Origin of the sequence: Streptomyces sp. NPDC017943, from assembly GCF_044328425.1 — a bacterium.
In the GTDB taxonomy this organism is placed as follows: domain Bacteria; phylum Actinomycetota; class Actinomycetes; order Streptomycetales; family Streptomycetaceae; genus Streptomyces; species Streptomyces djakartensis_A.
Genome location: NZ_JBIRHH010000008.1, coordinates 214,964 through 234,205, shown reverse-complemented (window position 1 = coordinate 234,205; position 19,242 = coordinate 214,964). Strand labels below are relative to the sequence as shown.

Sequence of the window (19,242 nt, the reverse complement as noted above, 5' to 3'; positions counted from 1 at the left end):
GGAGCGTGACTGTCCGGGCGCTTCCCGGGGTCGTACGGCTCGTACGTCAGGAGGGGAACGCGTGGAGGACGAGGAAGCGGCGGCCGTGCTCAGGACGGTCGGGCGGCAGATCAAGATGTGGCGCGAGGCCGCCGGACTGAAGCAGGCGGAGCTGGGCTCGGCCATCGGCTACGGCGAGGAGATGGTCTCGTCGGTGGAGCGGGCCCGGCGCGTACCGAAGCCGGACTTCCTCGACCGGGCGGACGAGGCCCTCGCCGCGGGCGGCAAGCTCGCGGCGATGAAGGAGGACGTCGAGAGGGCGCGGTACCCCAAGAAGGTCCGCGACCTGGCGAAGCTGGAGGACGAGGCCGTCGAGCTCGGCGCGTACGCCAGTCTTCACATCCACGGCCTGCTGCAGACCCCGGAGTACGCGCACGCCCTGTTCGCGATGCGGCGGCCCGCCTACACCGAGGAGGAGATCGAACGGCACGTCGCCGCGCGCATGGCGCGGAAGACGGTGTTCGACAGGGTGCCACGGCCGTTGGTCACCTTTGTCCAGGAGGAGACGACGTTGCGGCGGCCCTTCGGAGGCAGAATGGTCCTGCGCCGCCAGCTCGAACACCTGCTGGAAATCGCCGAGTTACGGCATGTGGAGATCCAGGTGATGCCCACGAACAGGGAGGATCACGCAGCCGTGATGGGTTCCTTCCGGCTGCTGAAACTCCGGGGCGGCAAGGTGCTCGGCCACACGGAGAGCCAGTTGTTCGACAGGGTGATCAGCGATCCACCGGACGTGCAGGTCCTCGACATGCGCTATGGCATGATCCGGGCGCAGGCCCTGTCGCCCCGCGAATCGCTGACTTTCATCGAGAAGTTGCTGGGAGAAGAGACATGACGCCCACCCCACTGACGTGGATCAAGAGCAGCCACAGTGGCAACGACGGCCCCGACTGCGTGGAGATAGCCCTGGCCCGCCCGGCCGTGCACGTGCGGGACTCCAAGAACGTGGACGGCGCCCGGCTGGCGTTCGGGGACGACGCCTGGTCGGCCTTCCTCACGTTCGCCGCGGGACGCTGAACCCACGGAGACACCTGCGGCCTCGTGCGGGGAGAATGATCGCCATGGCCACCTCATCAACTCCACGCGGCGGACTGTCACTTGCCGCCACGCTCCTGACCGCCACCGTCGCCCTCTACATGGCTCTCGTCGCCTTCGGGAACATCACCGACTTCGGGACCAATCAGCAGTTCGTCCGCCATGTACTGGCCATGGACACCACGTTCAAGGACGAGGACCTGATGTGGCGGGCCGTCACCAGTACCGCGCTCCAGGACGCCGCCTACGTCGCGATCATCGCCTGGGAGACCGTCGCAGCGCTCGTCCTCATATACGGGACGTGGCTGTGGGCCCGGCGCGACGCGGTGGCGGCCCGGCGGATGTCGACGTACGGGCTGCTGATGGTGATGCTGCTGTTCGGGGTCGGGTTCATCGCCGTCGGGGGCGAGTGGTTCTCGATGTGGCAGTCGAAGACCTGGAACGGGCTGGACGCCGCGACCCGGATCTTCCTGTTCAGCGGGATCGTGCTGATCGTCAACCAGATGACGGCTCCGCGGGCGGAGCCGTCCGCTACTTGACCACGGCCACGGTCGTGCCGACCGTGCCGAACGTCCACAGGGCCGTGCCGTCCGCCTTCTTCATCCGCACGCCGCCCGTCCGCGTGCCGGAGGCGGCCGGCGGCGGCGAGGCCCCGTCGACCGCGTTGGAGAAGGCGACGGACACCCCGGACTTCGCCGTGAAGTAGAGGATGTGCTCGATCTCGACGCCGTCCGAACCGGTCGTCGCGCGGTTGCGGGAGGAGATCGTGTAGGTGCCGGGGTCGGGATCGACCGTCCCCGGCCAGACGGTGAAGGTGCGCCGCGCGGCGTCGCTCGCGTCGACCAGCCAGACCCGCTTCTCGCCGAGGGAGTACACGATGCGCCGGCCGGTGCCGGAGCCGTCCGGCACCTTCGCCGGCTCCTTCGCCGTGGGCGTGGGCGTGGGCCGCGCGGTCGCCGGGGTGCTCGGCTTCGCCGCGGACGCGGTGGGATGCGGGCCGCGGTCCGCCTGCAAGCCCAGGACCGTCACCGCGGCTATCGCTCCCACGGTCAGCCCGGTCACCCAGGCCCACGAAGGGATTCGGGCAGGCACCGGCACGCATCTCCTCAGTCACGGGACCCCGCACAGCACCGGGGTTCCGATCATCGTACTGCGCGCGGGCCGCTCCCCTGCGGCCTCAGGGCCCGTCGGCCGTCTTGCGCGCGGGGACCGGGCCGGTGCCCGCGCCCCGGGCGGTGTAGCGCGGCGCGCGGACGGGGGCCGGGTAGGCGAGGTGGACCAGCCGGGTCTGCTCCTGGCGCATGTGTGTGAGCGATTCGAGGATGTAGCCGGACAGCAGCACCAGCGCGGCGATCGTCATGATCGCGGCGGCCAGGATCGCCGTCGGGACGCGGGGCACGGTGCCCGTCTCGACGAAGTCGGCGATGACCGGCACGCCGAGGATCACCGAGACCAGGGCCAGCACGCCCGCGATGAGGGTGTGCACCAGCGAGGGGCGTTCGCGGCGCGCGAGGTCCAGGATGACCCGCAGGATGCGCCAGCCGTCACGGTAGGTGCGCAGCTTGCTCTCGCCGCCCGCGGGCCGGACCCGGTAGTCCACGGGCACCTCAGCCGTGGGCAGGCGCAGGTGCAGCGCGTGGATGGTCATCTCGGTCTCGGTCTCGAACTCGCGGGCGAGCGCCGGGAAGGACTTCACGAACCGGCGCGAGAACACCCGGTAGCCGCTGAGCATGTCGGTCACGTCGTTACCGAACAGTGAGCGCACGGCCCCGGTGAGCACCTTGTTGCCGACGGCGTGCCCGGCCCGGTACGCCCCGTCCACCGTCACCCGGCGGGCGCCGACGACCTGGTCGTAGGGCCCCTCGAAGAGCAGGTCGACCAGGTCCCGGGCGCGGGAGGCGTCGTAGGTGTCGTCGCCGTCGATGATGAGCAGCGCGTCCGCGTCGACGTCGGCGAAGGCACGGCGGATGACGTTCCCCTTGCCCTTGCGGGGTTCCTCGCGGACGATCGCGCCCGCCGCCCGGGCGACCGCGACCGTGCGGTCGGTGGAGGCGTTGTCGTACACGTAGACCACGGCCTCGGGCAGGGCGGCGCGCAGGTCGCGGACCACCTTGGCGACGGCCGCCTCCTCGTTGTGACACGGCACGACACACGCGATCGTCGGTTCCACTGCCACTCCCACTCCTCGCCACTCTTCGACCGAAGCGCTGTCGGATAGTAGGAAATGATGCGATATGCGCGAGCCCTCGGGGCGAGGGCACGCCGGATGGCTACCCTCCCTTTCGTGCCGGTTCCTCCCTCTGTGACCAGCTCCGTGCGCCACGCCGTGCAGGGCATCTGGCGCGAAGCCGCCAAGTTCGGCGTCGTGGGCGCGCTGGCGTTCGTCGTCGACAACGGCGGGTACACCCTGCTCGTCTTCGGGCTGCCGGGCGGCGCGCGCGGCGGCCCGATGGGCGACTCCCCGGTCCAGGCGTCGGCCGTCGCGACGTGCGCCGCCGCGCTGTTCAGCTGGGCCGGGAACCGCTATTGGACCTACCGCGACCGGCACCGCGACAAGGTGACCCGCGAACTCGTCCTCTTCCTCGTCGCCAACGGCGTGGGGCTCGCCATCACCGCCGGGACCGTCTTCGCCTCCCGGCACCTGCTCGGCCTCGACTCCGCGCTCAGCGACAACACGGCCCGCATCCTCGGCTGGGTGCTCGCGACCCTGTTCCGCTTCTACGCCTACCGGCGCTACGTCTTCGTGGCACCCTGAGCCGTTAGCATCCGGCACATGCGACAAATGGGATGGACGGCCGGAACACGGACCTGGGGCTGGGTCCTGGCGGCCGTCGCCGCCGTGTGCTGCCTGGCCACGATCCTGGTCTTCGCCCCCGGCTTCCTGAGTCCCGACAGCCTCGACCAGCTCCGGCAGGCCGAGGGGAGGAAGCCGCTGACGGACTGGCACCCGCCCGTGCTGAGCCTGGTGTGGCGGGCGCTCATCGCGGTGACCGGCACCCTCACCGCGATGCTCGTCGTGCAGTCGCTCGTGCTGTGGGGGGCGCTGTGGGTGCTGGCCCGGTGCGTGGGGGACCTGACCGGCAGGCGCGGCGCGTCGCTCGCCGTGCTCGGCATCGGCCTGACCCCGTACGTGCTGACGTTCGCCGGGGTGGTGTGGAAGGACGTCCACGCGGCCCAGGCCCTGCTCGCCGCGTGCGCGGTCGCGTTCACGGGACTGCGGATCCGGGACCGGGACGTCCGTCCCGCCGTGCGCCGGGGCCTGCTCTGGCTGGGCGTGCTCTTCCTCGCCTACGCCATGCTCGTGCGCAAGAACGCCTTCCTCGCCGCGCTGCCCGTCTTCGTCCTGCTGGTGCTCGCGCTGTGGCGCGGCCCGGGACGCGGGACGTGGGTGCGGTGCACCGCCGCGCTCGCCGCCGCGCTGGTCGTGCCCGCCGCCGCCATCGCGCTGTTCGCCCGGCCGGTGCAGACCGAGCAGGGCGCCCAGATCATGCTCGACGACCTCGTGCACGTGCTGCGGGTGGACGAACTGCGGGCGGCGGACGTCTCCCCCGCCCTGCGGGACCGGCTGGTGGCCTCCGCGCGCGAGTGCGAGCGCGTCGGGGCGCTGTCGGACGCCTACTGGGCCTGCTACGACCGGCCGCCGGACGGGCTGCGCGGCGACTCGGACGAGATCGGCTCCCTGTGGCTGCGGGAGATGGCCGGGCACCTGCCGCAGTACCTCCAGTACCGGCTGCGGCTGTTCGCGACGCTGCTGTTCGAGACCGGCTACCCCTACAAGGCGGGCATCACCCGCAACGACCTCGGCATCGAGGTGGCGCACCCCCGCCTGGAGGACATGCTCGGCTCCTACGTCCGGGGCATGGTCGCCGACCTGCCCTGGCTGTTCCGCGGCTGGTTCTGGCTGGCCGTCGCGCTGGTGCTGGCCGTCCGGCCCGGCCGGGGCGCCTTCGCGATGCCGGTCCGGGCGCTGGGCGTGAGCGCGGCCGCCTACATCCTCGGCTACCTGCCGATCATGCCCGCGACGGACTTCCGCTACGTCTACTGGCCCGCCGTCGCCGGCACCCTCGGCCTGCTGCTGCTCTGGGCGGGCCGGGGCACGCCGTCACCGCGGCCCGCGGACCCCGGCGCCGCCGCCGGACGCCCCCTGACGGAGCAGCAGCCGGCGGACGCCAAGGGCCCCTAGGGGGCGTCGGGCACCTCCTCAGTCCAGCACCGGGAGCAGCTCCGGCAGGTGGCCGTCCGAGGCGGCCGCCGCCCGCTGCCGCTCCTCGGGGACCTCCCCGTACAGGGTGGTGCGGGGCCGCGCGGGGCGCCCGGCCGCCTCCGCCACCGCGATCAGGTCCTTGACCGACTTGTACGAGCCGTACGAGGAGCCCGCCATGCGGGAGATGGTCTCCTCCATGAGCGTGCCGCCGAGGTCGTTCGCGCCCGAGCGCAGCATCTCGGCCGCGCCCTCGGTGCCGAGCTTCACCCAGCTGGTCTGGATGTGGGGGATGTACGGGTGCAGCAGCAGCCGGGCCATGGCGGTGACCGCGCGGTTGTCCCGCATGGTCGGGCCCGGCCGGGCGATCCCCGCCAGGTAGACCGGCGCGTTGGTGTGCACGAACGGCAGGGTGACGAACTCGGTGAAGCCGCCCGTGCGCTGCTGGATGCCCGCGAGGGTGCGCAGGTGCCCGAGCCAGTGGCGGGGCTGGTCGACGTGCCCGTACATCATCGTGGAGGACGAACGGATGCCCAGCTCGTGGGCGGTCGTGACCACGTCGATCCAGTCGGCGGCGGGCAGTTTGCCCTTGGTGAGGATCCAGCGGACCTCGTCGTCGAGGATCTCGGCGGCCGTGCCCGGGATGGTGTCCAGGCCCGCCTCCTTGGCGGCGGTCAGCCACTCGCGGACCGACATGCCGGTGCGGGTCGCGCCGTTGACGACCTCCATCGGGGAGAAGGCGTGCACGTGCATGCCCGGGACGCGTTCCTTCACGGCCCGCGCGATGTCGAAGTAGGCCGTGCCGGGCAGGTCCGGGTGGATGCCGCCCTGCATGCAGACCTCCACCGCGCCCACGTCCCACGCCTGCCGGGCCCGGTCGGCGACCTGGTCCAGGGAGAGGGTGTAGGCGTCGGCGTCGGTGCGGCGCTGGGCGAAGGCGCAGAAACGGCAGCCGGTGTAGCAGACGTTGGTGAAGTTGATGTTGCGCGTGACGATGTAGGTGACGTCGTCCCCCACGGCGGTCTTCCGCACGTCGTCGGCGACCCGGGCGAGGGCGTCCAGGGCCGGGCCGTCCGCGTGCAGCAAGGCCAGCGCCTCGTCGTCGGTCAGCTTCGTCGGGTCGTCGGCGGCCGTGCGCAGCGCCTGCCGTACGTCGGTGTCGATGCGCTCGGGTGCCATGCCCGGGGCGGCGGCCTCGCGCAGGGCGCCCCAGTCGCCGTACACCTCGTCGAAGTCGTCCCGGCGGTCGGAGCTGCGGCCCTCGGTGTCGATCGAGGAGTGCAGGTCCGTGCGGCCCGAGGCGGTGAAGACCTCCTCCGGCTCCTGCCAGGGCAGGCCCTGCGGCAGGGCGTCGGGGCGGGCGAGGCCCGTTGCCGGGTCGGCGAGCGCGGCCACGTGCGGGCGCACCCGCGGGTCCAGCCAGGGCTCGCCGCGCTGCACGAACTCCGGGTAGACGCAGAGCCGTTCGCGCAGCTCGAAGCCGGCCGCACGGGACTTCTCGGCGAGTTGCTCGATCTGCGGCCAGGGGCGTTCGGGATTGACGTGGTCGATGGTGAGCGGGGAGACGCCGCCCCAGTCGTCGATGCCGGCGGCGATCAGCCGCTCGTACTCGCCGTCGACGAGGTTGGGCGGGGCCTGGAGGTTGCCGCCCGGGCCCATCAGGAGGCGGGCGACGGCGACCGTGGCGACCAGTTCGTCCAGTTCCGCGTCGGGCATGCCGCGCATCGCGGTGTCCGGCTTGGCGCGGAAGTTCTGGATGATCAGCTCCTGGACGCCGTGGTAGGCGCGGGAGACCTTGCGCAGCGCGAACAGCGACTCGGCGCGCTCCTCGTAGGTCTCGCCGATGCCTATGAGCAGCCCGGAGGTGAAGGGGACGGAGGAACGCCCGGCGTCCTCCAGGACGCGCAGACGGACGGCGGGCTCCTTGTCGGGCGAGCCGTGGTGGGGGCCGCCCGGCTCCGACCAGAGGCGGGTCGCGGTGGTCTCCAGCATCATGCCCATGCTGGGCGCGACGGGCTTGAGCCGCTGGAAGTCGGACCAGCTCAGGACGCCCGGGTTCAGGTGGGGCAGCAGCCCGGTCTCCTCCAGGATGCGGATGGAGACGGCCCGGACGTAGGCGAGGGTGTCGTCGTAGCCGTGCGCGTCGAGCCACTCGCGCGCCTCCGGCCAGCGGTCCTCGGGCTTGTCGCCGAGGGTGATGAGGGCTTCCTTGCAGCCGAGGGCCGCGCCCTTGCGGGCGATGTCCAGCACCTCGTCCGGGGACATGAACATCCCGTGCCCGGCGCGGCGCAGCTTGCCGGGCACGGTGACGAACGTGCAGTAGTGGCACTTGTCCCGGCACAGCCGCGTCAGGGGGATGAAGACGCTCTTGGAGTACGTGATGACGCCGGGCCGGCCGGCCGCCTCCAGACCCGCGTCCCGCACCCGGGCCGCGGAGGCCGACAGGTCCCGCAGGTGCTCACCGCGCGCCTGGAGCAGGACCGCCGCCTCGGCGACGTCGAGCGAGACGCCGTCCCGAGCCCGTTTCAGGGCGCGACGCAGGGAGTTCTCGGTGGGTCCGGTTCCGGAGGTCGCGGCAGTCGTCATCCTTCGAGCATACGAGTGCGCTGATCAGCCGTGACAGCGGCGCCGGGGGCGCGGGGCGCGTTTCAGCTCGGGCGTGCGGGTTCGTCGGCGTGTGCGGGCCGTGCGTGGTTTCTCGCGCAGTTCCCCGCGCCCCCGAGGGGGCCGCAGGCCCTCCTTCAGGGGCGCGGGGAACTGCGCGACCGGCCACGACGAACCTGCGGTCGGCCACACACCCGGCGGCGGCAGACGGGATCCCGACTACCCCACGAACGCCCCGTACTGGTCCAGTGCCTTCAGCACCTCCGCCTCCCCCGCCGGAGGCAGCTGGACCACGACTTCGCCGATGCCGAGGTCGGCGTAGTGGGCGAGCTTGCCCGGGGTCGGGTGGACGGCGTAGGGGACGACCTGGAGGGCCTCGGGGTCGCGGCCCGCCTCGGCCCAGGTCGCCCGCAGCCGGGGCAGGGACTCGGACAGGCCGCGTCCACCGATGGGCAGCCAGCCGTCGGCGTACTCGCTGATGTGGGAGAACAGCTTGGGCCCGGCGGCCCCGCCGACGAGCGTGCGCGGGCCCACGACCGGACCGCGCGGCTTCTGCACGGGCTTCGGATACGCGTGACTGGCCCGGACGCCGCCGAACTCCCCGTCGTACGCGACCGGTTCCTCCGACCACAGGGCCCGCATCAGCGCCATCCGGTCGCGGACCAGTTCACGCCGGCTGCTCCAGTGCACGCCGTGGTCGGCGGCCTCCTCGACGTTCCAGCCGAAGCCGAGCCCGAGGGTGAACCGGCCCCCGGACAGGTGGTCCAGGGTCGCGATCTGCTTGGCCAGGTCGATCGGGTCGTGCTGGGCGACGAGCGTGATGCCCGTGCCGAGACCCAGCCGCTCGGTGACGGCGGCGGCCTGCCCGAGCGCCACGAACGCGTCGAGGGTGCGCCCGTACTCCCGCGGCAGCTCACCGCCGGCCGGGTACGGGGTGGTCCGCTCGACGGGGATGTGGGTGTGCTCGGGCAGGTACAGACCGGCGAATCCGCGCTCCTCGAGCTCCCGGGCCAGCCGGGTCGGAGTGATCGTCTCGTCGGTGAGGAAGATCGTCACGGCGATGCGCATGACCCATCTGTACCCGAGGGACGGCACGGTGTCCATACCGACCGGTCGGCATTCGCCACGGGCGGCCGTACGGGTGACATCCGCCCGTCCCCCTGCCTTGCACCGGGGTTCACGGCTCGGTACAAGGCTGGGCACGACGTTCCACGCCCCACCCCCGCACCATCCGTGCCGTGTCACCGACCACACCGGGGAGCAGCAGCATGTGCGAGGACCAGCAGGGCGGACTCGGCCGGCGGGCCCTGTTCGTGACGGGAGCGGCCGCCGCGCTTACGTTGGGAGGCGTGAGCTTCGCTTCAGCGGCCGGCGGGCGGCCGGAGAGCAGGACGGTGCGCGGCACGCTGCCTCCCGGCGCCCCGGACTTCGTGTACGTGCCGGTCGAGGTCCCGGCCGGGGTCCGGGAGCTGAAGGTCGCCTACACCTACGACCGGCCCTCCGTCCCGGCCGGCACCCCGGGCAACGCCCTCGACATCGGCGTCTTCGACGAGCGCGGCACCGAGCTGGGCGGCCGGGGCTTTCGCGGCTGGTCGGGCGGGGCACGCACCGAGTTCTTCATCCGGGCGGACGAGGCCACGCCCGGCTACCTCCCGGGCCCGGTGCGCGAGGGCACCTGGCACATCGCGCTCGGCCCCTACACCGTCGCCCCACAGGGACTGTCGTACGCGATCACGGTGACGCTGACGTACGGCGAGCCGGGCGCGGCCGTCCGGCCGGTGTACCCGTCCGAGCGGGCCGTGGGGCGCGGGCGGGCCTGGTACCGCGGTGACTGCCACCTGCACTCCTGGCACTCCGACGGGCGCCGCACCCCGGCCGAGATCGGGGAGCTGGCCCGCGCGGCCGGCCTGGACTTCATCAACTCCTCGGAGCACAACACCCACAGCGCGCACGCCCACTGGGCCGACGTGGCCGGGGACGACCTGCTGGTCATGCTGGGCGAGGAGATCACCACCCGCAACGGACACGTCGTCGCGCTCGGCACCGACCCCGGCACCTTCGTCGACTGGCGCTACCGGGCCCGCGACAACCGCTTCGGCCGGTTCGCCCGCCAGGTCAGGCGGGCCGGCGGCCTGGTCGTCCCGGCCCACCCGCACGCCACCTGCATCGGCTGCAACTGGAAGTTCGGCTTCGGCGAGGCCGACGCCGTCGAGGTGTGGAACGGCCCCTGCACGCCCGACGACGAGGTCGCCCTGGCCGACTGGGACAGCATGCTGGTGGCGTCCGTGCGGGACGGACGCGACTGGATCCCGGCCATGGGCAGCAGCGACGCCCACCGCGCCCCCGACGCCGTGGGCAGCCCGCAGACGGTCGTGCTGGCCGACGACCTGACCCGGGAGGCCGTCCAGGAGGGCATCCGCGCGGGCCGGTCCTACGTCGCCGAGTCGGCCCGGGTCTCCCTGGCGTTCCGCGCGTCCGGCGGGCGCGGCGAGCACGCGGGCATCGGCGAGCGGCTCGGCGTCGGCCGGGACACCCCGGTCACCGTCCGCCTGGAGGTCACCGGCGCCCCGCGCTGCACGGTCCGCTTCGTCACCGACCAGGGCGTGCTGCACACCAGTGACCCGCTGCCGGTGTCCGGCGCGGGCACGGTCGAGTGGCGCACCACGCCGTCCCACGCGGCGTACGTGCGGGCGGAGTTGCGGCACGAGGCGGCCGCTGGCCCGGTGCCAGGGCCGCTCGCGGCGTTCACCAACCCGATCTTCCTGGGCCGCCGCACCGGGTGAGCGCGCGGCGACCGCGCCGGGGCCACCGGCCGGTGCGGTCCGGCGGACACACCGACCGGCCGCGACGGCGTCCCCTCCGCGCCGCCGCGGCCGGTCTCCCCCGGGTGCCCCCGAACTCCCCCGTCGAATGGCCTACTTGGTCGGCTTGAACGGCTCCGACGTGGCGTGCAGGTCCTTCGTCTCCAGCGGCTCGCCGGTCGCGTGCAGGTCCTGCGGCTTCAGCGGCTCGTTCGTGGCGTGCAGGTCCTTCGTCTCCAGCGGCTCGTCGGTCGCGTGCAGGTCCTGCGGCTTCAGCTCGTCACCCATGGTCCTCGACTTCCCTTCACGGATCAGGCGGTGGGGTCGGCGGGCCCGGCCGGTCACTCCCCCGAGGACGACCGGACGGGCCCGCCCGGGCGGCTCGCCCGGTTGCCGGTGCGAGGCCCGTGCGGCGACCCGTCTGCCCCCCGACGCGACGGATCGACCGAGAAGAATCATCGCGCAGGGCGATAAACGAACGATGAACGCCCCGGAGCGGACCTCAGGCCGCCCGTACCGGCGTCAGCAGGGCCCGCACCTCGGCGGCCTCCGGCGAGCCCAGTTCCTCGTAGATGCCGGCCGCCTCCTGCCAGCAGACCTGGGCCCGTCCCGTCTGGTCGAGGCCGCTGAGCGCGCGTCCGAGGACGGTGAGGACGTTGCCCCGGCGCCACTCGCCGCCGATCCCGCGCAGCACGGTGAGGGCCATCTCGGCGTTGGCCGCCGCCTGGGCGGGGCGCCGGGCGGCGAGGTCCACCTCGGCCAGCCGGAACAGGCTCATGCCCTCCCACAGCCGCTGCCTGCTGTCGCGGAACACCTCCAGCGCCTCCTGGAGCCGTCCGGCCGCCTCGCGCAGCTCCCCGCTCTGCGTGAGGGCGAGCCCGAGGGCGTAGCGGGCGTTGGCACCGCGCATCGAGTTGCCCATGGCGTCGTAGATGGCGATGCCCTCCTGGGCCAGCGCCACCGCGCTCTGGGTCCGCCCGGTCGCCAGGCGGATGCGGGAGAGGTTGCACAGGGCGGCGGCCTCGCCGGGCCGGTCGCCCAGGGCCCGGAAGTGCTCGATGGCCCGCGAGAGGTGCTCCTCGCCGTCCTCGTGGCGGTTCTGGTAGAGCGCGATGATGCCGCGCGCGTTGCGCGCCCAGCACACGGGCAGCAGGTCGTCGGCCTCCCGGGCGAGCTGGATGGCCCGCTCCGCCTCCTCGTCGGCCCGTTCGAAACGCCCGCTCACGTGGTGGACGTTGACGAGCGTCATCAGCGCCCGTGCCTCCGCCCGGTGCAGTCCGTGCTCGCGGGCCGCGTCGAGCAGCGCCGTGGCCGTGGCCTCGTACTCCTTGGAGTTGGCCCCCGACTCGGACAGGTCGTGGGCCGCCCACAGCAGGTCGATGGCGCGCGGGAGGGTCCGCGGCAGGCCGGCCGACTGCCGTACGTGGGCCAAGAGGCAGATCGCCTCCGCGTACAGCCAGTCCTGCGCGGTGTGCCGGTCCTCGAAGCGCAGGCCGGGGTACGAGGCGGCCTCCAGGTGGTCGACCAGCCGGTCCCCGGGGCGTTCGATCGCGTAGACGCCCGCCGCCGACACCAGGTAGAAGTCCAGCAGCCGGGACAGGGCCGCCTCGCGTTCGCCCGGGGGCTGCTCGTCGCGTTCCGCGCACGCACGCGCGTAGAGCCGGACCAGGTCGTGGAAGCGGTAGCGGCCGGGGGCCGCCGACTCGAGGAGGGACGTGTCGACCAGCGACTCCAGCAGGTCCTCGGTGTCCTCCACCGGCAGGTCCAGGACCGCGGCCGCCGCCGCGAGGGAGATGTCCGGCCCGTCGGCCAGGCCCAGCAGGCGGAACGCGCGGGCCTGGGCGGGCTCCAGCTGGCCGTAGCCCAGCTCGAACGTGGCCTTCACCGCCAGGTCCCCGGCCTGGAGTTCGTCCAGGCGGCGGCGCTCGTCGGCGAGCTTCGCCGCGAGGACGGAGACCGTCCAGGTGCGGCGCGCGGCCAGCCGGGACGCGGCGATGCGGATGGCCAGCGGGAGGAAACCGCAGGCGGCGACGACGTCCAGGGCGGCCTTGCGCTCGGACGCGACCCGCTCCTCGCCCACGATCCGCGTGAACAGCGCCAGTGCCTCGTCCGGGGACATCACGTCCAGGTCGACCAGGTGCGCGCCCGCCAGGTCCACCATCCGCACCCGGGAGGTGACCAGCGCGGCGCAGCCGTCGGTGCCGGGCAGGAGCGGGCGCACCTGTGCCGCGTCGCGGGCGTTGTCCAGCAGGACCAGGACGCGGCGGCCGGCCAGCACCGAGCGGTACAGGGCCGCGCGCTCCTCCAGGGAGTCGGGGATCGCCGAGTCGGCCGTGCCGAGGGCGCGCAGGAAGGAACCGAGGACCGTCTCCGGCTCCGCCGCCCGGGCCCCGGCGCCCTGGAGGTCGACGTACAGCTGCCCGTCGGGGAACGCCGAGCGCGCCCGGTGGGCGACGTGCACGGCGAGGGTGGTCTTGCCGACCCCGCCGATGCCCGCCAGGGCCGAGACCGCCATGACGCGGCCCTCGGCGGAGGCCAGGATGTCGCCCAGTTCCCGCACGAAGGCGTTTCGTCCGGTGAAGTCGGGGACAGTGGCGGGCAGTTGCGCCGGGCGGAGCGGGACGGCGGCCGGCTCGGGGGCCGGTGAGGAGGGCTCCGCGAGGCCCGGGTCCGCGCGCAGGATCCGCTGCTGGAGCTCGCTGAGGCCGGGGCGGGGGTCCACGCCGAGTTCGTCGGCGAGCAGGCGCCGGGTGTCGGCGTACACGGCCAGGGCCTCGGCCTGCCGGCCGCTGCGGTACAGGGCCAGCATCAGCAGCTCGCGCAGCCGCTCGCGCAGGGGGTGCGCGGCGGTGAGGGCGGTGAGTTCGGAGACGGCCTCGGCGTGACGGCCCTGCTCCAGGTCCATGTCCAGGCGGGCTTCGAGGAGTTGCAGCCGCCACTCCTCCAGGCGGGTGCGCTGGGCCTCCGCGTACGGGCCCGGGACGCCGGCCAGTGTCTCGCCGTCCCACAGGGCCAGGGCGCGGCGCAGCGTGGTGCGTGCGTGGCACAGGTCCCCGGCGGAGCGGGCCTTGTCGGCCTCGGTCGCCAGGTCCCGGGCGACGGCCAGGTCCAGGGCGCCCTCGGCGAGGTCCCGTACCGCGTAGCCGCCCGACTCGCTCACCAGGACGCCCGGGTCGAGGACCTTGCGCAGCCGGGAGGCGTACGTGCGCAGCGCGGCCAGGGCCTGCGAGGGCGGCTCCTCGCCCCACAGGGCGTCGATCAGCTCGGCGGCGGTGGCCGTACGGCCCTCGCGCAGCAGGAGGGCGGCCAGCAGGGCGCGTTGCTGGGGGGAGCCGGTGGTGATCGGCTCCTCGCCGCGCCAGGCGCGCACGGGGCCGAGCACGCTGAAGCGCAGCGCCGCGGGCGGCACCGGTGACTCCGGCGAGGAGTCGGAACGCCGCTGCTCCGGTACGCGCGGCACACCGACCGGTACACCGTCCATGCAGTCCCCCTCGACATCCTGAGCAACCACGCCAGTCTGCCTTGTACGCGGTGGATACGTCAGCCGTGGGAGACGCCGATCACAGGGCAGCGCACGGGAGTTGCCCGGTCCGCACATTCTCTTCGCACCCGGCGGGCGGTCGCCCCGGTTCCGTGGGCGCTCAGTCGTCGACGAGGGCCTCGCGGTCGGCCCGGCAGTCGGCGACCGAGTCCACCAGGTCCGCGTCCACCTCGACCCGGACGGTCGCCTCGTCGTCACCGCGCACCGCGACGTCCGCCGACCCGGTCACGACGGTGTCGCCGCTGTCGTCGGTGAAGGTGACCCAGACGGTGAACGTGGCCTTGCGGGCGTTGGGGTTGCTCACCTCGACGGTCGCGTACGGGGCGGACGGTGTCGCGCAGCTCACCAGGCGCGCCGTGCCGTCCTCCAGGTCCTTGCCGCGGCCCGAGCCGGGCGAAGAGGTCGGTGTGGAACCGTAGTTCGGCCGGCGATTGTAGGAACCGCCGCCTGTGGACCCGTAGTCGTCGTCATCGTCGTACGGGTCGTCGGAGCCGTAGGAGCCGCCCGAACCGTACGCGCCGCCCGAGCTGGACGAGCGGGAACTGTCGTGGTCCTGGCTGGAGCTGCTGCATCCGCCGCCGCCTCCGTCACCGCCGTGCCCGCCGCCGCGGCCCCGGCCCGAGGAGAAGCCGGTCAGTGCCAGCACCACCAGAGCCGACACGGCTGTGTACCTGAGCGCACGCCCCCGAATTCGCATGGCGGACAGCCTAGTGATCGCCTGTCACGGTCATGTCACTGCCTGGCGACCGGTGCGTACCCGGCGTAGCGTCGGGCGTGGAGCCGGTTCCACGCCGTCTCCCGCCGAGCGGCGGCCGCCGCCCGGAACCCCTTCCGTGCACCGGTGCGACGGCCGTCCCCCGGCCCGGCGTCAGGCCGTGCGGGCCGTTCCGGTGCCCTTCTCCGCGTCCAGCGCGTACACGCAGCGGTCCTTGCTGCACGCGTACACCACCCCGTCCCGGACCACCGGGGAGCCGGTGATCTCGCCGCCGGTGGCGAGCTTCCAGCGCAGCCGGCCGTCGTCGGCCTTGAGGGTGTAGAGCAGGTGGTCGGTGGAGCCGAAGTGGATCCGCCCCTCGGCGACCGAGGGGGCGCCGACGATGTCGCCGCCCGCCTGGAAGCGCCACTTGGGCGTGCCGGTGACCGCGTCGAGGGTGTAGAGGCCCTTGCCGCTGCCCACGTGGACGTGTCCGGCGGCGACCAGGACGGGCTCGACGGAGGCACGGGACTCGGTGGCGATGCGCCAGCGGTCGCGGCCGTCGGTGGCGTCGAGGGCGTAGACCGTGCCGAGGTAGTCGGCGAGGTAGACGCCGCCGCCGGTCACGGCCGGTCCCGGGACGAAGGCAGGCGGGCAGAGGAAGACGGCCGGCGCCTCGAAGTGCCACTTCACGTGTCCGGCCGCCACGTCGAGGGCGAGCACGCGGGTGCCGGCGCTCACGTACACGTACCCGTCGCTCCCCGGGGCGATCCGCACCGGGACTCCGCCGCAGGAGGCCGCGTCGCCGATCGGGTACGACCAGCGCTCGTCACCGGTGCGGGCGTCCAGGGCGCGCAGCCGGGCGTCCTGCCAGACGTAGACCGTGCCGTCGTGCAGGGCGGGCCCGGCCTCGGGGGACTCGAAGTCGCTCTGGCAGCCGGTGGTCTCCCACAGCTTCTGCCCGGTGGAGGCCTCCCAGCCCTGGACGCCGCCGCCGCGGGTGCCGGTGACGACGGTGCCGCGCTCGGCCTTGAGGGAGTAGACCCAGGCGTCGGTCTGCAACCGCCACAGGTCGGCGCCCTCGCGGGCGTCCAGGGCGAACAGCGTGGGGCCGTCGGAGGCGTGGATGCGGTGGTCGGCGACCGCCATGGACCAGGCGACGTCGCGGGTCTTGAAGCGGCGGCGGCCGGTGGCGACGTCCAGGGCGTGCACCTCGAAGGAGGTGACGTAGACGAGGTCGCCGGCGACCGAGGGCGTGCCCCAGACGTCGTTGGACATGCGGAAGCGCCAGGGCCGCCAGCCGCCGGCCTGCTCGGGCGGTGCCGCCGGGGCCGGCGGCGCGGCGACGGCGGGGCCCACGGCGGGGTCCGTGCCGTTGACGCCGGGGCGGGGCTTGGACCAGGAGGCGGCGAGGGCCGCCTCCGGAGGGGGCGCCTGCACGGCCGCGGCGCGGACGTCGGCGACGCGCGGACCCGGGCCGATGGGCACCTGGGCGCCGGCGAGCCGGACGGGGCCGGTGTCCGGGGCGCCGACGGGGGCGGGCACCGGCGCGGGGGACGGCACGACCGGGTCGTGCGACGGCGGGGGCGGGATGGGCGCGGGACCCGGGGCCGGGCGTCCGCCGCCGCGGCCGGCGGCGGGCTTGCCGGCCGGGCGGCCGTTGCGCCGGGACTCGATCAGGCCGACGGCCCGCTCGGGCAGCCACGCGGAGGCCGTGCCGCTGTCGTCGGAGCCGGAGCCGAACAGGTGCGGGGCGAGCTGGGCCTGGAGGTCGGCGGGGTTGGGGCGGGCCGTGGGGTCCATCTGCATGCAGGACTCGATGAGCGGACGCAGCTCGTCGGGGAGCCCTTCCAGGTCCGGCCCCTCGCGCAGCAGCATGAAGACCGTCTCGACCGGGTTGGCCCCGTGGAAGGGCGGGTGCCCGGTGGCGGCGAACACCAGCATCGAGCCGAGCGAGAACACGTCGCTGGCGCCGGTGACGCTGCGGGAGTCCTTGGCCTGCTCGGGTGACATGTAGGCGGGGGTGCCGACGGCGACGTTCGTCATCGTCAGACGGGTGTTCGACACACCGGACGCGATGCCGAAGTCGATCACGCGGGGGCCGTCCTCGACGACGAGGACGTTCGAGGGCTTGAGGTCGCGGTGCACCAGCCCGGCACCGTGGATCGACTGCAACGCCTCGGCCACACCCGCGGCCAGCCAGCGCACCGCCTGGGCCGGCAGCGGCCCGCAGTCGTTCACTATCTCCTCGAGGGAGGGCGCCGGGACGTACGCGGTGGCCAGCCAGGGCACGGCGGCACGGGGATCGGCGTCCACGACGGCGGCCGTGTAGAAGCCGGAGACCGCCCGGGCGGCCTCCACCTCGCGCGTGAAGCGGACCCGGAACAGCTGGTCCTCGGCCAGCTCCGTCCGGACGGTCTTGATCGCCACGCGCCGGCCCGACGCCGAGCGCGCGAGATAGACCAGCCCCATGCCGCCGGCACCCAGCCGTCCCAGCACCTCGAACGGCCCGATCCGCCGCGGATCGTGCTGCGTCAGCTGATCCACCACTCTGCCTGCCACCTCCCCGTACGAGCCGCGCCAAGCCACATCTTCCACGCGACCCCGTGCAGCGTCTCACCACCGCACCGCCATGGCGGCACGCACCCTGATTCTTCCTGGCCCGGGCCGCGGTGGCGAACCCGGTGACAATTGGGATGTGTCCGACCACAGGCCACCAAATGCAGACCAATCACAGCCGGGTCAGCGGTGCAGCAACGCGAACGACGCCCCCTGGTCGTCGGTGACGACGGCGACGGTGCCGTAGGAGGCGCGGAAGGGCGGGGCCTGGACGCGTCCGCCGAGGCGGGTCACGTCCTCCACCGCGGCCGGCACGTCCTCGACGGCGAAGTGCACGAGGAAGTGGGGCGGCATCTCCGCCGGGAACACGTCGGACACGGGCGCGCGGCCGACGTCGGGGTCGGCGTCCGGCCCGAACAGGGCCTCGTGGAAGAGGTCGCCGTAGAAGGCGTTGGCCGCCTCGGTGTCCCGGGTGTACAGCTCGGTCCAGGCGAACGTCCCGGGCTCGTGCCGCACGCCGAAGCCCGGGTGCTCACCGGGCTGCCACAGGGCGAAGACGGCGCCCTCCGGGTCGGTGACCAGCGCCGCGACCCCGAGGTCACCGGCCGGCACCGGCGCCGAGACGACCTGCCCGCCCGCCTCCCGCACGCGCCGGGCCAGGGCCGCCGCGTCGGGGGTGGCGAAGTACACCGTCCAGACGGAGGGCAGCCGGCCGTCCATCTTGCGCACCAGCCCGGCCACGGGCTCGCCGCCCTTCAGCGCCCGCGCGAACGGGCCGAACCAGTCCTCGAAGGTCCACCCGAAGAGGTCCCCGTAGAACCGCTTGCCCGCCTCGACGTCGGGGAGCTGCGCGTCCACCCAGCAGGGGACGCCCTCCGCGTACACCGATGCCCTGTTTTCGGCCATGTCGCCAACGTAACCGGGCCGGCCGCAGCCCGCAGACCAGGCACACCGGCCCCCGAACCCTCCCGCACCCCATTTGCAGTCGGCCGAATAGCGCCCCGATCACGCGTCGGTAAGCTGACGGCATGACAGGACAAGTGCGTACCGTCGACGGCCGCGTGGCCGGCCGGCGTGGGCAGGCGACCCGGCAGAAGCTGCTCGACTGCCTCAGCGAGATGCTCAGCTCCTCCCCCTACCGGGACGTCAAGGTCATCGATGTCGCACGCAAGGCGGGCACTTCGCCCGCGACGTTCTACCAGTACTTCCCGGACGTCGAGGGCGCGGTCCTGGAGATCGCCGAGCAAATGGCCGCCGAGAGCGCCTCGTTGACCGAGACGCTGGAGGGCCGCTCCTGGGCGGGGAAGGCCGGCTGGCAGACGGCCCAGGAACTCGTCGACGGTTTCCTGGAGTTCTGGCGGCAGAACGACGCGATCCTCCGGGTGGTGGACCTGGGTGCCGCCGAGGGCGACAAGCGCTTCTCCAAGCTCCGCGCGAAGATCCTCAACTCGGTCAACACCTCCCTCGCGGGCGCCGTCACGGAGTTGCAGTCCAAGGGCCGCGTCGACAAGGACGTGAACCCGGCGGCCATGGCCGGTTCGCTGGTCGCGATGCTCGCGGCCGTGGCGTCCCACCAGAAGGGCTTCCCCGGCGTGAAGCAGGCCGATCTGAAGCCCAACCTCGCCCTGCTGGTGTACCTGGGGGTCACGGGCCGCAAGCCGACGAAGTAGCCGGCGACGGCACGCACACCTGTCACGTCCTGTCTGGCGGGCGGCGATCCACTGCGGTGGACCGCCGCCCGCCGCCGTTTCCGGGAACAGCCGCTCCT

The 19,242-nt window shown here is 73.5% G+C and carries 16 protein-coding genes; 7 read left to right on the top strand and 9 right to left on the bottom strand.

The genetic code is table 11. From position 1 onward, the window contains the following. Positions 1-61: 61 nt before the first annotated feature. The 3 genes from ACH4C6_RS26015 to ACH4C6_RS26005 are packed head-to-tail and all read left to right on the top strand — an operon-like array spanning position 62 to position 1,613. On the top strand, positions 62-874 hold the full coding sequence (locus tag ACH4C6_RS26015) for a Scr1 family TA system antitoxin-like transcriptional regulator (protein ID WP_398111000.1): 813 nt from the start codon (positions 62-64) through the stop codon (positions 872-874). Continuing rightward, positions 871-1,056 carry a DUF397 domain-containing protein gene (locus ACH4C6_RS26010; protein ID WP_398110999.1) on the top strand — a complete coding sequence of 62 codons (186 nt, stop codon included), beginning with the start codon at positions 871-873 and terminating at the stop codon, positions 1,054-1,056. Before ACH4C6_RS26015 ends, ACH4C6_RS26010 begins: the two co-directional genes overlap by 4 nt. Positions 1,057-1,100: 44 nt before the next feature. Then, positions 1,101-1,613, top strand: coding sequence for a DUF2165 domain-containing protein (locus ACH4C6_RS26005; RefSeq protein ID WP_398110998.1), 513 nt, complete (start codon positions 1,101-1,103; stop codon positions 1,611-1,613). Here ACH4C6_RS26005 and ACH4C6_RS26000 read toward each other — a convergent pair. After that, the gene (locus ACH4C6_RS26000; protein WP_398110997.1) at positions 1,606-2,166 is read right to left on the bottom strand and encodes a hypothetical protein; all 561 of its coding nucleotides are present in this window, start codon (positions 2,164-2,166) and stop codon (positions 1,606-1,608) included. The two genes, ACH4C6_RS26005 and ACH4C6_RS26000, sit on opposite strands and share 8 nt — an antisense overlap. An 85-nt stretch (positions 2,167-2,251) precedes the next feature. Then, on the bottom strand, positions 2,252-3,250 hold the full coding sequence (locus ACH4C6_RS25995; RefSeq protein ID WP_398110996.1) for a glycosyltransferase family 2 protein: 999 nt from the start codon (positions 3,248-3,250) through the stop codon (positions 2,252-2,254). Positions 3,251-3,376: 126 nt separating this feature from the next. Here ACH4C6_RS25995 and ACH4C6_RS25990 point away from each other — a divergent pair, with 126 nt between their 5' ends. Then, entirely contained in the window at positions 3,377-3,829 is a 453-nt protein-coding gene (locus ACH4C6_RS25990) for a GtrA family protein (RefSeq protein ID WP_398110995.1), read from the top strand. A gap of 18 nt (positions 3,830-3,847) precedes the next feature. Beyond that, a complete protein-coding gene (locus tag ACH4C6_RS25985) occupies positions 3,848-5,257 on the top strand; it encodes a hypothetical protein (protein WP_398110994.1) in 1,410 nt (469 codons plus the stop codon). Positions 5,258-5,275: 18 nt separating this feature from the next. On the opposite strand, the gene ACH4C6_RS25980 is transcribed toward ACH4C6_RS25985, so the two are convergent. Together ACH4C6_RS25980 and ACH4C6_RS25975 are read right to left on the bottom strand one after the other, a co-directional pair. Further along, positions 5,276-7,861, bottom strand: coding sequence for a bifunctional FO biosynthesis protein CofGH (locus ACH4C6_RS25980; protein WP_398110993.1), 2,586 nt, complete (start codon positions 7,859-7,861; stop codon positions 5,276-5,278). Positions 7,862-8,098: 237 nt separating this feature from the next. Further along, complete coding sequence (locus tag ACH4C6_RS25975; protein ID WP_398110992.1) at positions 8,099-8,947, bottom strand: LLM class F420-dependent oxidoreductase; 849 nt, start codon at positions 8,945-8,947, stop codon at positions 8,099-8,101. A 200-nt stretch (positions 8,948-9,147) separates the two neighbouring features. On the opposite strand from ACH4C6_RS25975, the gene ACH4C6_RS25970 reads away from it, so the two are divergent. Then, on the top strand, positions 9,148-10,662 hold the full coding sequence (locus ACH4C6_RS25970; protein ID WP_398111145.1) for a CehA/McbA family metallohydrolase: 1,515 nt from the start codon (positions 9,148-9,150) through the stop codon (positions 10,660-10,662). A 132-nt stretch (positions 10,663-10,794) separates the two neighbouring features. On the opposite strand, the gene ACH4C6_RS25965 is transcribed toward ACH4C6_RS25970, so the two are convergent. The 5 genes from ACH4C6_RS25965 to ACH4C6_RS25945 form a co-directional block, all read right to left on the bottom strand. After that, positions 10,795-10,968: a hypothetical protein gene (locus ACH4C6_RS25965; RefSeq protein WP_398110991.1), complete on the bottom strand. Its 174-nt coding sequence runs from the start codon at positions 10,966-10,968 to the stop codon at positions 10,795-10,797. Between the two features lie 214 nt (positions 10,969-11,182). Next, positions 11,183-14,161, bottom strand: a complete 2,979-nt coding sequence (locus tag ACH4C6_RS25960) for a BTAD domain-containing putative transcriptional regulator (protein WP_398110990.1) — start codon at positions 14,159-14,161, stop codon at positions 11,183-11,185. Positions 14,162-14,321: 160 nt separating this feature from the next. Next, positions 14,322-14,882: a hypothetical protein gene (locus tag ACH4C6_RS25955; protein WP_398110989.1), complete on the bottom strand. Its 561-nt coding sequence runs from the start codon at positions 14,880-14,882 to the stop codon at positions 14,322-14,324. A 207-nt stretch (positions 14,883-15,089) separates the two neighbouring features. After that, the gene (locus ACH4C6_RS25950; RefSeq protein WP_398110988.1) at positions 15,090-17,465 is read right to left on the bottom strand and encodes a PQQ-binding-like beta-propeller repeat protein; all 2,376 of its coding nucleotides are present in this window, start codon (positions 17,463-17,465) and stop codon (positions 15,090-15,092) included. A 192-nt stretch (positions 17,466-17,657) separates the two neighbouring features. After that, entirely contained in the window at positions 17,658-18,380 is a 723-nt protein-coding gene (locus tag ACH4C6_RS25945; protein WP_398110987.1) for a VOC family protein, read from the bottom strand. Between the two features lie 134 nt (positions 18,381-18,514). Here ACH4C6_RS25945 and ACH4C6_RS25940 point away from each other — a divergent pair, with 134 nt between their 5' ends. Then, positions 18,515-19,144 carry a TetR family transcriptional regulator gene (locus tag ACH4C6_RS25940; RefSeq protein ID WP_398111144.1) on the top strand — a complete coding sequence of 210 codons (630 nt, stop codon included), beginning with the start codon at positions 18,515-18,517 and terminating at the stop codon, positions 19,142-19,144. The last annotated feature ends 98 nt before the right edge of the window (positions 19,145-19,242 follow it).

Coding starts and splice junctions, on each gene's coding strand:
- ACH4C6_RS26010 (WP_398110999.1), top strand. CDS start 871: ATGACGCCCACCCCACTGACGTGGATCAAGAGCAGCCACAGTGGCAAC.
- ACH4C6_RS26005 (WP_398110998.1), top strand. CDS start 1,101: ATGGCCACCTCATCAACTCCACGCGGCGGACTGTCACTTGCCGCCACG.
- ACH4C6_RS25985 (WP_398110994.1), top strand. CDS start 3,848: ATGCGACAAATGGGATGGACGGCCGGAACACGGACCTGGGGCTGGGTC.
- ACH4C6_RS25980 (WP_398110993.1), bottom strand. CDS start 7,861: ATGACGACTGCCGCGACCTCCGGAACCGGACCCACCGAGAACTCCCTG.
- ACH4C6_RS25975 (WP_398110992.1), bottom strand. CDS start 8,947: ATGCGCATCGCCGTGACGATCTTCCTCACCGACGAGACGATCACTCCG.
- ACH4C6_RS25970 (WP_398111145.1), top strand. CDS start 9,148: ATGTGCGAGGACCAGCAGGGCGGACTCGGCCGGCGGGCCCTGTTCGTG.
- ACH4C6_RS25965 (WP_398110991.1), bottom strand. CDS start 10,968: ATGGGTGACGAGCTGAAGCCGCAGGACCTGCACGCGACCGACGAGCCG.
- ACH4C6_RS25960 (WP_398110990.1), bottom strand. CDS start 14,161: ATGGACGGTGTACCGGTCGGTGTGCCGCGCGTACCGGAGCAGCGGCGT.
- ACH4C6_RS25945 (WP_398110987.1), bottom strand. CDS start 18,380: ATGGCCGAAAACAGGGCATCGGTGTACGCGGAGGGCGTCCCCTGCTGG.